The 13929-nt window shown below is 46.0% G+C and carries 13 protein-coding genes, 2 pseudogenes and 1 other annotated feature; of the genes and pseudogenes, 11 read left to right on the top strand and 4 right to left on the bottom strand.

The window, feature by feature from the left end; translation table 11 throughout:
• Positions 1-9: 9 nt before the first annotated feature.
• The 3 genes from phnD to AB6K10_RS17515 all read right to left on the bottom strand — a co-directional run bounded on the left by phnD (position 10) and on the right by AB6K10_RS17515 (position 2361).
• On the bottom strand, positions 10-879 hold the full coding sequence (gene phnD / locus AB6K10_RS17525; protein ID WP_022522625.1) for a phosphate/phosphite/phosphonate ABC transporter substrate-binding protein: 870 nt from the start codon (positions 877-879) through the stop codon (positions 10-12).
• Positions 876-1721, bottom strand: coding sequence for a phosphonate ABC transporter ATP-binding protein (gene phnC / locus AB6K10_RS17520; protein WP_022522626.1), 846 nt, complete (start codon positions 1719-1721; stop codon positions 876-878). Before phnC ends, phnD begins: the two co-directional genes overlap by 4 nt.
• 250 nt (positions 1722-1971) lie before the next feature.
• A complete protein-coding gene (locus AB6K10_RS17515; protein WP_022522627.1) occupies positions 1972-2361 on the bottom strand; it encodes an ester cyclase in 390 nt (129 codons plus the stop codon).
• 99 nt (positions 2362-2460) lie between these two features.
• Here AB6K10_RS17515 and AB6K10_RS17510 point away from each other — a divergent pair.
• The 3 genes and pseudogenes from AB6K10_RS17510 to AB6K10_RS17500 form a co-directional block, all read left to right on the top strand.
• Positions 2461-2583 (top strand): annotated as a pseudogene (locus AB6K10_RS17510) (alkylphosphonate utilization protein); the annotation flags it as partial.
• A 51-nt stretch (positions 2584-2634) separates the two neighbouring features.
• A protein-coding gene (locus AB6K10_RS17505) for an IS3 family transposase (RefSeq protein ID WP_339119452.1) occupies positions 2635-3851 on the top strand; the annotation gives its coding sequence in 2 pieces (ribosomal slippage) (positions 2635-2920 and positions 2920-3851; 1218 coding nt in all).
• Positions 2910-3026, top strand: a sequence feature (AL1L pseudoknot). (Overlaps the previous gene by 117 nt.)
• A 45-nt stretch (positions 3852-3896) precedes the next feature.
• A pseudogene (locus AB6K10_RS17500) lies at positions 3897-4118 on the top strand (alkylphosphonate utilization protein); the annotation flags it as partial.
• 456 nt (positions 4119-4574) lie between these two features.
• Here the strand turns inward: AB6K10_RS17500 and AB6K10_RS17495 are convergent.
• A complete protein-coding gene (locus AB6K10_RS17495) occupies positions 4575-5468 on the bottom strand; it encodes a LysR family transcriptional regulator (RefSeq protein ID WP_044628443.1) in 894 nt (297 codons plus the stop codon).
• Between the two features lie 147 nt (positions 5469-5615).
• On the opposite strand from AB6K10_RS17495, the gene AB6K10_RS17490 reads away from it, so the two are divergent.
• The 8 genes from AB6K10_RS17490 (at position 5616) to AB6K10_RS17455 (ending at position 13723) form a co-directional block, all read left to right on the top strand.
• Complete coding sequence (locus tag AB6K10_RS17490) at positions 5616-6863, top strand: YbfB/YjiJ family MFS transporter (RefSeq protein ID WP_339119451.1); 1248 nt, start codon at positions 5616-5618, stop codon at positions 6861-6863.
• Positions 6863-7462, top strand: a complete 600-nt coding sequence (locus AB6K10_RS17485; protein WP_153843793.1) for a glutathione S-transferase N-terminal domain-containing protein — start codon at positions 6863-6865, stop codon at positions 7460-7462. Before AB6K10_RS17490 ends, AB6K10_RS17485 begins: the two co-directional genes overlap by 1 nt.
• Positions 7463-8034: 572 nt before the next feature.
• Positions 8035-8625, top strand: coding sequence for a TIR domain-containing protein (locus AB6K10_RS17480; protein ID WP_153843792.1), 591 nt, complete (start codon positions 8035-8037; stop codon positions 8623-8625).
• Positions 8626-8682: 57 nt separating this feature from the next.
• Entirely contained in the window at positions 8683-9171 is a 489-nt protein-coding gene (locus tag AB6K10_RS17475) for a TIR domain-containing protein (protein WP_339119450.1), read from the top strand.
• Positions 9165-9830 carry a hypothetical protein gene (locus AB6K10_RS17470; protein ID WP_153843791.1) on the top strand — a complete coding sequence of 222 codons (666 nt, stop codon included), beginning with the start codon at positions 9165-9167 and terminating at the stop codon, positions 9828-9830. Before AB6K10_RS17475 ends, AB6K10_RS17470 begins: the two co-directional genes overlap by 7 nt.
• 15 nt (positions 9831-9845) lie before the next feature.
• Positions 9846-11858: a TIR domain-containing protein gene (locus AB6K10_RS17465; protein WP_339119449.1), complete on the top strand. Its 2013-nt coding sequence runs from the start codon at positions 9846-9848 to the stop codon at positions 11856-11858.
• A gap of 34 nt (positions 11859-11892) precedes the next feature.
• Entirely contained in the window at positions 11893-13062 is a 1170-nt protein-coding gene (locus AB6K10_RS17460) for a nucleoside triphosphate pyrophosphohydrolase family protein (RefSeq protein ID WP_196781555.1), read from the top strand.
• Positions 13052-13723 carry a uracil-DNA glycosylase gene (locus AB6K10_RS17455; protein ID WP_153843789.1) on the top strand — a complete coding sequence of 224 codons (672 nt, stop codon included), beginning with the start codon at positions 13052-13054 and terminating at the stop codon, positions 13721-13723. Before AB6K10_RS17460 ends, AB6K10_RS17455 begins: the two co-directional genes overlap by 11 nt.
• The last annotated feature ends 206 nt before the right edge of the window (positions 13724-13929 follow it).

Raw genomic sequence — 13929 nt, 5'->3', positions numbered from 1 at the left:
CATGCCCCCTTACATCTTGCCGAAGTCGAGGTTGAGCAGACTACCCATTTCCCGAATCACATCGTAATCGGCGTCCGTGATAACGGCGAAACCTTCGGCTTTTAGGTTGTCCAGAATCTCTTCATCATCGATGCTGATGAAGGCATCCTGGATCTGCTGCTTGAGTTCAGGGTCCAGGTTGGAACGCATCGCCCAAGGGTACTGAGGGTACTCCCCGCTGTGACCCAACACCCTAACCTGGTTGCGGTCTATCAGGCCGCGGTCCATTACGTGCTCAAAGATCACTTCCGATAGCCCGCCTGCATCCGCATTACCATTGGCCACGTTCACCGCCACGGCATCATGGGAGCCAACGAAATGGGCTTCATAGTCCTCGCCTGCTTCCAGCCCCGCCGATTCAAGCAGCACGGTTTTGGGAATCAGGTGGCTTGACGTAGAGGCACGGTCGCCATAGGCCATTTTCATGCCTTCGATATCCGCATAGGACTCAACGCCGGAATCGACATTGGCAATAATGATGGAGCGATAGGTGGGCTTGCCATCCACAATCATGGCGGCAAAGGGTTCGATCTCACTTTTGCTTCTTGCCATCACATAGGAGAGCGGGCCGAAGTAGGCGAGGTCGATGCGACCAAAGCGCATGGCTTCGATCATGGAGGAGTAATCCGTGGTGACGATTAACTCAATTTCTTTCCCAAGGGTACTTTCAAGATACTCTTTCAATGGCTGGTTGCGTTTGATCAGTTCAGAAGCGTTTTCATCGGGGAGTAGCGCGACTTTTAATAGATCCGGATTTGGATCAGGGTCCGCCGCCAAGGCCGGCATGGCGATTCCAAACATAAGACAGATGGCAAAGAAAAAGCTGAATAGCGGTTTCATTGGGCAATCTCCAGTTTTATCGGGGAGGGAGTGGTGGTTTGAGGGTTGGGTTCGGTGGTCTCAGCGGCGTCGGTCACAGCTCCGCGCGTGCCGTGGTAGATCTCGTTCAGGTGGCGTTGCTGTAACTGTGAGGGGGCCGCATCGAAAACGATTTGGGCATTCGCTAACCCGATAATGCGGTCAGCAAACCGCTGGGCATACTCCAGCTGGTGCAGTGAAATAATGGCGGTAATACCATCCTCACGGCATATATCTCGCAGTAGCGTTAGCACTCGCTCAGAGGTTGCCGGGTCAAGGCTGGCCACTGGCTCGTCCGCCAATATCATGGCGGGCTGCTGCGCCAAGGCACGCGCAATGCCCACCCGCTGTTGCTGCCCGCCGGAGAGTTGATCGACCCGGGTAAGCGCTTTCTCGGCCATGCCTACGCGGTCCAGGCAGTGCAGAGCAAGCGCCTGTTCCTGCCTGGGTAGCGGAAACAAACTGCGCCAGGTGCTGTGGTAAGCAAGCCGACCGGTCAGCACATTCTGGAGCGCCGTATGGCGTTCAATGAGCTGATGGTGCTGGAAAACCATGGCGGTTTTGCACCGATGGCGGCGTACCGTAGACCGGGTTTCGAGCGCACCTAGCTCGGCCGAGATCACTTTGCCAGTGCTGGGCCGCACCAAGTGGTTGAGAGAACGCAGTAACGTCGATTTACCCGCACCGGAAAGGCCGAGTAGTACCGTAAACTCCCCTTTGTGGAAATCGACGGTGGTGGGGCGGAGTGCGAGGACATTCCCAGGATATGTCACCCCCATTTTCTCGATGCGGAGCATTAAGTCAGAGGATTGAATAGGCTCCATTGGATCACCTTCTGCAATGTATAAGCTCACTTTATTGTGACTTACAATGCAACGGTAGCCCGCCTAAGTGACAAAGCTGTGTCGTTCAGGTGATAAGTTAATGACTATCCAAGGAGCGCAGGTAGCCAGTCAAACGGCTCAGATAACGCTTCTCTAGACCAATATCGTCACAAAACGAGGCCCACCAAGGCTGGGCGTACCGATCCGATATTCTGCTCTATTCGTTTGTTAATGGAGATAACCACAACGTTTAACCAAGCTGAGCCTCAATCGCGGCTTTATCAATGACCGACCAGACCTCCCTAATCTTGCCATCGCTAAACAGGTAGAACGCGTTTTCGCAAAACGTCACGTTTTTGCCATCCACCGCAAGGCCAAGGAAGCTACCTTTGGGTGTGACATCGAATCGCAACCTGCACGCGACATGGGGTGAATCAACGGCCAAAAGCTCAATGTTAAAGTGAAGATCCGGTATCTGCTCGTAATCGGCTTCCAGCATGGCGCGATAACCATCAAGCCCTAGGCGCCTGCCGTTGTGGTGGACATCGTCATGCACGAACTGGTCAAGGTTCGTCCAGTCTTGATTATTGAGGCAGGTGATGTAATCACGGTAGGTTGCTTCCAGGTCACGTTTGTTCATCCTGGTTCTCCTTTCTTGGGCAGGCGTGAAGGCATTCGCCAAGGGTATACAGGCTCAGTATCATAAGCAGCCTAAACCAAACCACAGAAGTCATCATTCATGTCGTGCCCACCTTGCCCCCATTGCCAATCCGAATTCGTCTATCAGGATCAAAGCCTGTTCATCTGCCCCGAATGCGCTCACGAATGGAACCCTTCTGAGGCTGAGGCAGAAGAGACCGTGATGAACCGCCCCGGCTTTACCGGAGACTCCATATCTTGAGAGGATGGAGTTATGAACTCACCAAAACGATATTCCCCAGAAGTCCGGGAGCGAGCTGTTCGATTAGTCCTTGAACAGCAAGACGAATACCCGTCCAAGTGGGCGGCGATCTGCTCCATTGCCAGCAAGTTCGGTTGTACACCAGAGACTTTGAGAGCCTGGTGCAAACGCACAGAACTCACGCAGGAAAACAGCTCGGTTAACTTGTCTGAACATGAACGACTCAAGCAGCTAGAGCGTGAAAACACCGAATTGAAGCGTGCCAATGAAATTCTCCGTAAGGCGGCTGCTTTTTTCGCCCAGGCGGAGCTCGACCGCAAACCCAATTGATGGTGTCATTTATCGACGAGCATCGTGCTCAGTTCGGGGTCGAGTCGATTTGTAGTCAACTGCCAATCGCCCCATCGACGTATTACCACCACAAGGCACTTGAAGCTGATCCTGAACGGCGGGCAGACCGGTATCGACAGGATGCGTTTCTTACCGCTGAGATTCAGCGCGTGTGGGAAGAAAACTTCTGCGTCTACGGTGCCCGTAAGGTCTGGCGGCAACTCCGCCGTGAAGGCGTTAATGTTGCTCGTTGCACTGTAGAACGGCTCATGCGCCGCCTAGGAATTCGCGGCGTGGTGCGAGGCCAACGCCCCTTCACGACCATCAGTGATCCCGGCCAGAAACGGGCACCTGATTTAGTGAAACGTGACTTTACGGCCATGCGTCCTAATCAGCTTTGGGTGGCCGATTTTACCTATGTCGCTACCTGGTCTGGCTTCGTTTACGTTGCGTTCGTTATCGATGTTTATGCACGCTGTATCGTGGGTTGGCGTGTAGCGACGTCGATGAGAACGGCACTGGTGCTGGACGCTCTGGAGCAAGCTCTGTGGGCACGAAAACACAGACAAGGGTTGATCCACCATAGTGATAGGGGAAGCCAATATCTCTCGATCCGCTACACCGAGCGTATGGCTGACGAGGGTATCAATGCCTCAGTCGGCACCACCGGCGACTCCTACGACAATGCGCTGGCTGAAACCATCATCGGCTTGTTCAAAACGGAGGTGATCCATCATCGTGGCCCATGGAGGGGACTGGATGCCGTTGAGTATGCCACGCTGGAGTGGGTTGACTGGTTCAACAACCGCCGACTGCTGGAACCCATCGGAAACGTTCCACCAGCAGAACGAGAAAGGACGTATTATCATCAACTGGAAGAGTCGGGTGAAGCTGCCTGACTCAAACAAACCGGTCTCCGGAATAACCGGGGCGGTTCAGTGACGGTAAAAGATGCCCACGGCACCCTGTTAGCGGAAGGCGACAAGGTAACGATGATCAAAGACCTCAAGGTCAAAGGCAGCTCATTGGTACTCAAGGTGGGCACCAAAGCGGTTATCAAGCGGCTCTTGGATAGCAAGAATCACCAACTGGACTGCAAGGTCGACGGCGTCGGCGACATGATGGTGACGGCCCATTTTGTGAAGAAGGCCTGCAGGAGCCAGTAGGCATCAGTAGCATTTGTTGGGATAGTGGCAGTTATAGGTATTAAGTATTTAAGCCGTGAGTTGGATTCCTGGGCCCAGGCTCAAGCAGATAGCGGAGGCAATCAAAAATATTTAAAAGGACACGCGATGTATTTGCAGAAAATGGCATAAACCGCAACATTCACGGTAACCCAAGGTAACCTATAAAAGTATTTTCTACGTACCTAAAAAAGGTAGTCACCATGTCAGCCACGATGAGCAAAGATGACGCGCACAAGCTAATTGAGCAACATTCCTGTGAATGCCACCTGGGAAGACCTTATGCATGAGATCTACATCCGGGAGACCATCGAAAAGGGCATGGCAAATAGCCAAGCGGGTAACATTACGAGTGTGGCGGATATTCGCAAGAAATACGGCTTGCCTGAATGAATGTGTTTTGGACAGCAACGCTATAGCGTATTGTCGCTACCCCATTCACGACGCAGTCAACTGAAGTTCATCCTCCACCACCGCATCACGCAACGTCTCAGCGAAGCTTGCCAGGGCGGGTGTCCAGGTTTCTGGTTCGGGGGCGACAAAATAGGTATCTATATTGGCGATGGACGCGGGCAGTGCCAGCGTGTGAATCCCGAACCGGTGCTGGTGGGCTTCAACCGTGCCACGGGGGAGCACCGTGTAACCCATTCCGGCAGCAACGCAGCCAAGCATTGCGTCCAGTGAACCAAACTCGAAGATCCGACCTGCATTGACACCCTGGGAGGCCAGCAGCAGCTCGATACGCTGGCGGTAGCTGCATCCCTGGCGAAACGCCAAGAAGGCAGATGTCAGCAGCGCTTGTGAAGAGGGCATCTTCGTCATCGGCGCAGAGCCGACTAATACAAGCTGCTCGCTAAACGCTTTGAGCGAGTGGTAGCGGCCATGCTCGAGCCGACCGGCCACGAAAACACAGTCCACCTGCCCGTTAAGCAACAACTCGACCAACTCAGCCGTAGGCCCGGTCTTGATCTGGATATCAACGTCAGGCTGCGCTGCGTGGTACGCCGCTAGTATCGGCGGAAGGCGCAACGCCGTCGTGGTCTCCATGGCGCCGATGCGCAGCCGCCCACACGCCTTCTCCTGGCCTTTGAACAGCGACACCGCTTCATCGTGGGCCGACAGCATGCGCTCGGCGTACTCCACCAGCGCCAACCCGGCACTGGTAGGGCGAACCCGCCCCGCACGGTGAATCAGCTGTACGCCTAACTCCTCCTCGAGCTTTTTAATGTGGGTGGTCACATTGGATTGCACCGTGTGCAGCTGCTTGGCCGCCGCACCAAAGCTGCCGGTGTCGGCCACGGCCACGAGCAGTCGCAGCGATTTAAGTTGCACGCGCCGTCTCCCTGTCAGGTTATCTATAAACAAGATAGTAGCTATCAAAACTAATCGTTTCTAGAAATAATTCCTCGCGCGTAGTCTGGCGATGTACCAACGTGCTGACGACCCCACCAAAGGGTGGCACAAAAAGGAATTGGCGTGATGAAGCGAACACTCACTACCCACGATCTGCCCGCGCTGATGACAGGCATAATGGCTACCCTGGCGGCGATTGGCATCGCACGCTTCGCCTATACGCCGCTATTGCCTGCGATCATTCAAGAGGGTTGGTTCACCGCGAGCCAAGGCGCTTACCTGGGGGCCGCCAACCTGCTGGGATATTTTATCGGCGCACTCGCCGCCCACTCGCTGAGTGAGCGCTTTTCTCCTCGCATGGTGATGGCCGCAAGCTTCGCGGGTATCGCGCTCAGCTTTGTGCTCTGCGCCGGGGCGGGTGGTTTTCTATGGTTCTTCTTCTGGCGGCTGGTCTCGGGGGTTGCCGGGGCCATCTTAATGGTCGTTGGCCCCTCGCTGGCGCTAGCAGCCACGCCACCTGAAAGGCGAACGCGTGTCGGTGCCATGGTGTTTACCGGCATTGGCTTTGGGGCACTGCTTTCGGCCTTTATCGTACCGCTACTCCTAGCGTTAAGCCTCTCCGTCACCTGGGGCACGCTTGGGCTGCTGTGTGTTGCCGCTGGCCTTTTGTGCGACTGGGGTGTAGCACACTTGGCCTCACCGATCACTGCTAACCCAAAGGGGAATAGCCCTTCAGGGTATGCGGGGGTAAAGATAATCGTGATGTTGGTGGTGGGCGCTTATGCCCTAGATGCGATTGGCTTTGTGCCCCATACCGTGTTCTGGGTGGACTATCTCGCCAGGGAAAACGCCCTAGGCAATCAAGCGGCTTCACTGCAGTGGGGAATCTTCGGGTTAGGCGCCCTGTGTGGGCCGTTCATGGTAGGCACGCTGGCGCATCGAGTAGGTTGGCAGGGTGGCTTGATGATCGCCTTTGCGGCGAAGGCCGCCGCCGTCTTGCTGCCGGTCTTCTCGCTCGCACTGCTAAGCCAGTCAGTTTCCTCGTTCATGGTGGGAGCGATGATCCCCGGCATTGTCGCCCTTACCTCTGGCCGCCTTGCAGAGCTGGTAGGGCCAACCGCCCACAAGAAGCTCTGGGGGCAAGCCACCGCCGCTTTTGCAGCCGCCCAGGCAGTGGCAGGCTATGCCATGTCGGCGCTTTATGGCAGCTGGGGCAGCTACACACCACTATTTGCCATCAGCGGCCTTATCCTCGTCGCGGGCTTTTTGCTGGTGCTGCTTAGCCGGGGCGTACAGCATCGCCACACGCAACGTTCTGCCCAACAAATCACAAAGCACGCTACCCAGCACTCTACACACCACGGGAGGCAATAATGGAACTCTACCTAAACGCAACCTCGCCCTATGCACGCCTAGTGCGCATCGTATTACTAGAAAAAGGCTTGATGGATGCCGTGACGCTGAAGTGGTGCGACCCCTGGGCAGACGATGCCGAGCTGTTAAAGGCCAACCCCGCCGGGCGCATTCCCGCACTGGTAACGGAGGAGGGCACCACGCTTAGTGAATCCATGCTGATTGCCGTGTACCTGGATAGCGTAAGCCCCAACCCGCCCATGCTGCCAGCAGCCAGTTTGGGGAATGTGCTACACCTAGCGGGGCTGGGCCAAAACCTGATGGACGCCGCGTTCACCACCGTGATTGCCAGAAAGCATTACGGCAACGAGATTGACAATAGCGAGCTGGGCCAGCGGCGCTCGCGAGCCATTCAGCGGCTGTTGAATCAACTGAACAGCGAGCTTGGCGACAAACAGCAGGCCTCTATTAACCTGGGTGAAATCGCTATTGCGGTCGCGCTGGATTATTTGGCATTCAGGCTGCCAGAGGTGAATTGGAAAGAAGAGTATCCGCGGCTTCAGGCATGGCATACTGGTGTGACTGCACGCGATAGCTTTCAGGAAACTGCATTCGCTTAGCATAACCGCCCAATAAACTCATTGCCTTCATCGCCTCGCTACTGCGAGGCGTTTTCGTGATGCCTTCCTGCAATGCATGATACTCAAAATATTACAGATCCTAGCCGTACTGTTCTGGAGTAGCTTAGGAAGGAGTAGGGCGGTAATGAGGTATGAGCATGACTTAGGCCATAGCCGTAGCCTAAAGTTTAATGAATCAAACATGGGCTTCAGCGAAATTAGCTGCTAGTCTGAAATAGTTAGGGCAAAAAATCGCCATAACAAACAACTAAAATGGGAATGGCTCTCGCATCGGGCTTCAGTCCCATCGTAAAATCTTGCAAATTATTGACAACGGATGTTACTTAAAAATGCCACTGAAAATCCGCTAGTGCGTCTAAACAAAACGGCATTAATTTTTTATTGGCGCGATATAAGCATATTTTTCATTCATTAAATAGTATATGCATGGAGCGTTTTACTTTAGTGCGTCCACTCTTTTGGTCATATTTCTGCTCGGTTATATGAGAAGAAAATTTTAAAGAAAGTGTATGGTTTTTACGAGAGGTTTTTTTAATTTTTAGGGGGTGGTTATGTTATTCGAAGAAGCAAATGTTAAAAAAAGAGCTCAAGAAGAAAAATCAAAATATTTTTTTAAAAGTGAAAGTGAGATTTTAACGGAATCTCTAGAGTCATTTGATGAAAATAAAAATTATAATATTTTTTTATCTCATAGCCTAAATGATGCTGACATTATTTTAGGTATTAAAGGAATTTTGGAAGATTTGCAATATTCTGTTTATGTGGATTGGATAGAAGACCCCTTTTTAGATCGAGAAAGAGTAAATAGAAATACAGCAGAAGCACTAAAAAACAGAATGAAATCGTGTGATTCTTTATTTTATATTACTACTGAAAATTCTTTCCATTCAAAATGGATGCCTTGGGAGTGTGGTTTTTTTGACGGTTTTAAGGGGAAAGTTGCTATAACTCCTGTTGTAAAAAAATCGTATGATAATGATTTTAAAGGACAAGAATATCTTGGGCTATATCCGTATAGTGTTAAACAAAAAAGCAAATCAGGACGAGATGTTTTATTTATATTTAAAAATAATTCAACTTATGCAACATATGACCATTGGGTTTCAAGTAAAAATGAACATATAGAATGGAAAGATATGTAAAGTGTAAGTTATAACTTTTTAAGATTAATATGAGCATTCGGTTAGAAGGGGGCTGGCGTGACTAAAAAAATTAAGAATGTATTTGTGAGCCACCATCACAAAGATGATTCAAGCGTCGATGGTTTAACTAAAATGCTATCTGGAAAAGAATATAAAATAAGGAATAGCTCAATTCGTGTAAAACCAGAAAATCAAGAGCGTATTGATAAAGATAAGATTAGTAATAGAACAATTGAAAGACTTTTGAGAATGAAGATGCGGTGGGCGAGCCAAGTTATAGTCATTATTGGCAAAGAAACACATCAAAGAAAATGGGTGAACTGGGAAATACAAGCAGCACATAAGCTCGGTAAACCTATAATTGGAGTTTATGAGAGTGGCTTGAAAAATAAAGTCGAGCTACCTGAGAACCTTAAGAAATATGCAACCTCAATCGTAGGCTGGAGATCAGCTACAGTGATAAGTGCTCTTGAGGGTGAAAGTCAATTTCAGAACCCAGATGGTACACCATCTCCTAAAACTGATGGACGGCACATAGTATGTTAATAGAACCAAATTCCCGTCTGTTTACATATGTCATAGCAAGAGACTTTGGTTTTGCACCTAACCCTTTCCATGGTATATGTACACTTGCCACATGTAAGCCAGGCATCAGGAGGTCAGCATGTGTTGGCGATTGGATTTTAGGAGTGGCTGGCAAAAGGCTAGGCTCTGTTCACAAAAAATGTATTCTTCTGATGAAGGTTACTGAAAAAATTAGTTTTCAGGAGTACTGGGAAGATGAACGTTTTTTATTAAAAAAGCCTTGTCGCAATGGCAGTAATGTAATGATGCTTGGTGATAATATTTACCATCAAGATATTGAAGGTAAGTGGGTTCAAGAAGATTCCCATCATAGTAATCCAGATGGGAGCCTCAATATAGAGAATTTAGAAAGAGATACGGGTACTTCTGATAAGGTTTTAATTTCAAATTTTTTTTTCTATTTTGGTTCACAAGCCATACCAGTAAACTTGGCTTCTATCAATTATAAATCTGGAGTTGGTTTTAAAAAGACAGAAATTTCACAATCCAATGAAGGAAGAAAGTTGATAGAGAGAGTCTATGAGCATTATTTTAATGATTTGAATAGTGTGGTATCAGATCCTTGTCAGTTTATTGATTCCCAAAAAAGGGTTAATCAGAAATTGGGTAAAATATACTAATTGGAAGGTAGGTAAATGAAAGAATCGTATATGTCACCTTTGGCTGTAAGTTTTGTTTGGAATCTTTCAGATCAAGAATATGTATTGCCGATAATAGAAGTTCTTAGAGTTAGTTTGGCACGTGACAAAAATAGACCCTTTTCCCGTGGCTTAAACATTCCTTTATTTTTTTTTAATTCATCAAGCCCTGTGATTCCACCTAAGAATAAACCAAAAAAATTAGCTTTAAAGAACATTATTTTTGTTTTTACAAGTGTAAATACATTGGGTAATGAAAAATGGAAAAAGTATATTGAATCAATTCCAGCAGGTGATTCTTTTCATATTATTCCTGTGGCTGTAGACAGAAATGGGTTAGCTCATAATGGCGCGCTATTTGGTCTAAACTGTATTCGTATGTATGAATGGGCTCAAGTTGATATAGGCCTTTATGCTACGGTTTTTTTATCTCACGAAATTTATCGTTTTGGACTGTGTACGCTTAACCCAAATAAGGAGGGTAAAAGTTCATCTATCTCTATATTTTTAAGTCATGCAAAAGCTGGCGATACAGGACGTATTTATTCTGAGAGAATCAAACAGTTTATCGATAATACAAATATGAATAGATTTTTCGATGCTAATGAAATATCTCCTGGCTATGGATTTGATAATGAGATTATTGAACATATAAAAAAGTCAACATTAGTTGCGCTCGAAAGTGATGCTTATTCTTCTAGGTACTGGTGTCAACGTGAGATATTGTTGGCTAAAGAGTATAATCGCCCAGTGATAGTAGTCAACTGCCTTGAGGATTATGAAGACCGTATTTTTCCAGCAGCATCAAATGTACCATGTGTTCATTTAGCATCTTCTGGTGACATTACCGATAAAGATATTTTAAGAATACTTGCTGCTACTATCATAGAGGCAATTCGTTTTGAATATTCGATGAAATGCCTAGAATCTTATAAACGTGCAAGATGGATTAACAGTGACTGTGCTCTAGTGGCAAGACCGCCAGAAATTAGGCAGGTCATAAAATTAAAAAAAGAAAATAAGAAGATGATTTGTTATCCTGAGCCTCCTATTTATTCTGAAGAAGCTGATTGGCATGAGTTTATAGGGATAGAAGCATTTACTCCTCTTTGGAATAAGGAAGATCAAAATTGTTTTTATCAAAAAAGAGTTGGTCTATCAATTTCAGATTTTACTACATCTTATTCTTCTAGTGAAAACATTCATCAAGATTGTTTAGTAAATCTCTCGCAAGACATTGCAAGGCACTTATTAGCTCGATCGGCGATTCTTATTTATGGTGGGGATTTGAGGCCGGGTGGGTTTACAGAGTTTATATTAGATGAGGCACGGATATTAAATGAGAGACTTACAGAACCCTCTATTCATGTAGAAAACCACTTGGCTTGGCCTTTGTATATTTCTAATACAGAAGTTGTAGCTTGGAGAGCAAGATATAATGATGTAATGAGTACTAAAGAGCATCCAATACCTAGTGATTTGGCCGGAGAGGTAAGCGAGAATACTTTTCTACCTCCAGATACGCCTCAGAATCTATACATATGGTCTAGGTGTCTAACTGAGATGCGAAGGTCTTCTATTCTTAATTCCACTGCAAGGATCTGTGCTGGTGGTAGAGTTTCTGGCTATAAAGGCAAGATGCCGGGAGTGTTAGAAGAAATAATCATTGCTTTAGAAGAAAACAAACCCATTTTTTTATTGGGCGCATTCGGTGGAATTGTTAAGGATGTTTGTGAAGCTATTATTGATAAAAAAACCCCCGATTCATTAACCTTAAAATGGCAGGTTGCTCATAACGCAGGTTATGATGAATTACAAAAAATAGCCAGCGAACAAGGTTTTGATGCCAAATATTATGAAATTTTAAAAGTTTTACAGAATACGCAATTATCTAGTTTGGCATCATTGTGTGGGTTGGATGAAAATGAATACAAGAAGTTGATGACCTCTCCTTTTATAGATGAGTGCGTACATATAGTATTAAAAGGCTTGAAAAATATAAAAAACTAATTGTATATGATTAAGTCAAAGGAGATATTGTTTTATGGAAAGGTTAAGCCCAAAAGATTTTGAAATCATGAGCGGTTCTATTCCTCTGTGCGAATATGAGCGTTTAATAAAAGAAACCGACCGGTTTGAAGAAGATGTTATAACGCCGATCCTTCTAGGACTTTATGGTGAAGTTGGTAGCATTATGTCAGCGTCAAAGAAATACCATAGAGAAAAGCAGGCTTACATTGGTTATAAAGAGGCTGTTGAAGAAGAGTTCGGTGATGCGCTATGGTATTTTACAGCCTTATGTCGTCGTGTGTCTTTAAATATATCAGAGGTATTTGACGAAGCAACTATTAGAAGTTTAAGTAAATTAATATCGGCAAATGATCAAGAGCATGCACCCATTTCTCAACTTATATTTGCTGAGAATGCAGAGAGTCTCGATGCCTCTTTGTTGGAACTAGGATACATTGCTGCGCAGCTTTTAAAAGTCGATGTGAATTCGGATGATGGAAGAAAGACATTAGTTGCATTTGCACGTGTCTATGTTCAAGCGTTACAGACAACAAAGCTTTCATTTGCAAAGGTTATAAAAGGAAACGTCAAAAAAACATTCGGCAGATTTTCAAAACCAGTAATAGAAAACTTACCAGATTTTGATGTGTTTTTTCCAGAAGAAGAACAGCTTCCTCGATATTTTGAAATTTATATTTCTGAGCGAAAAAGCGGACAATCATATATGAGGTGGAATGGTGTTTTTATTGGTTCCCCTTTAACTGATAATATTAAAAACCCAGACGGATATAGATTTCACGATGTGTTTCATTTTGCTTATGCTGCAATTTTACACTGGTCTCCAACATTCAGGGCATTAATAAAGCATAAGCGGAAAAGTGATCCTTTCTACGACGAAGCTCAAGATAGTGGGAGAGCAATCGTTGTAGAGGAGGGGCTGACTGCGTGGATTTATTCTTATTCTAAAGGTCTTAATTATTTTGATGGTCATGATGGAGTATCTTTTGACGTCTTAAAAACAATTCAGAAATTTATTCAAGGTTATGAGGTGGAAGAATGCCCTCTTAAATTATGGGAAGATGCTATTCTTCAGGGATATTCAGTCTTTAGGAAGGTCAAAGATAATAATGGTGGAATTGTTATCGGCGATAGAGAAAAAAGAACATTAAAGTATAGAGCTATTGGAGAAGAGAATGAGGGCTGATAAATTCATTCAGAAAATAAGTGATTTTCATTTTGAAAATGTTTTTAATCCTTATTCTGATCGTTGTGAAGTTTATGATTATGCTGATGCGCCTAAGAAGCGCCGTGTTCTATTGAAAAAAATGCTTTGCGCAGCAAGTGAAGTTGAAATTGATTCGATATGGATAGGTCGGGATTTGGGATATCGTGGGGGACGACGTACAGGATTAGCCTTAACTGATGATATTCATTTGATACATCATGCTAATCGCTGGGGTATTGCATGTGAAAAAATCAATAAAGGCAATGCTGTTCCAGAGAGAACAGCGGCTGTAATTTGGAGTGCACTGGCCCATATTTCAGCGCCAGTTTTTTTATGGAACGTTTTCCCGTTTCACCCATTTGAGTCTGGTAAGCCTTTTAGTAACAGACCTCATAATGCTGCAGAAAGGAAAGTGGGCGAGGAATTGCTTGATGATCTAATTGGAATTTTAAAACCTAAAAGACTTATTGCTATTGGTAATGATGCTGAGAAAACTGCTCGCCGATATAGCGATAAGTGTGAATACGTAAAAGTAAGGCATCCAAGCTATGGTGGTCAGAATGTTTTTCTTGAACAGATTGAATTGCTTTATAAAATAAAAGAACGCTCTTTGACATACAATCTTTTTGAAGAAACTTAATCTAATCCGTTGGTTGATGATTGATTTTTTTTAAATAAATATAATATGTTTGTATCTGGGTGTTCGAGATTATAAATGTTTGTTTTATTTTTTCAATATTTAATATTTATTAATATGCACTGTGTTAGTGTAATTTTTTAAGTTTATAAGTAATAGTAGAACATAGTTAAACCATCGATATCTTCTCTTCAGCTGTTTTCTTTGTT

The organism is Halomonas sp. BMC6 (assembly GCF_964204995.1).
Taxonomy (GTDB): Bacteria; Pseudomonadota; Gammaproteobacteria; order Pseudomonadales; family Halomonadaceae; genus Vreelandella.
This window is presented reverse-complemented; position numbering and strand designations above follow the sequence as displayed.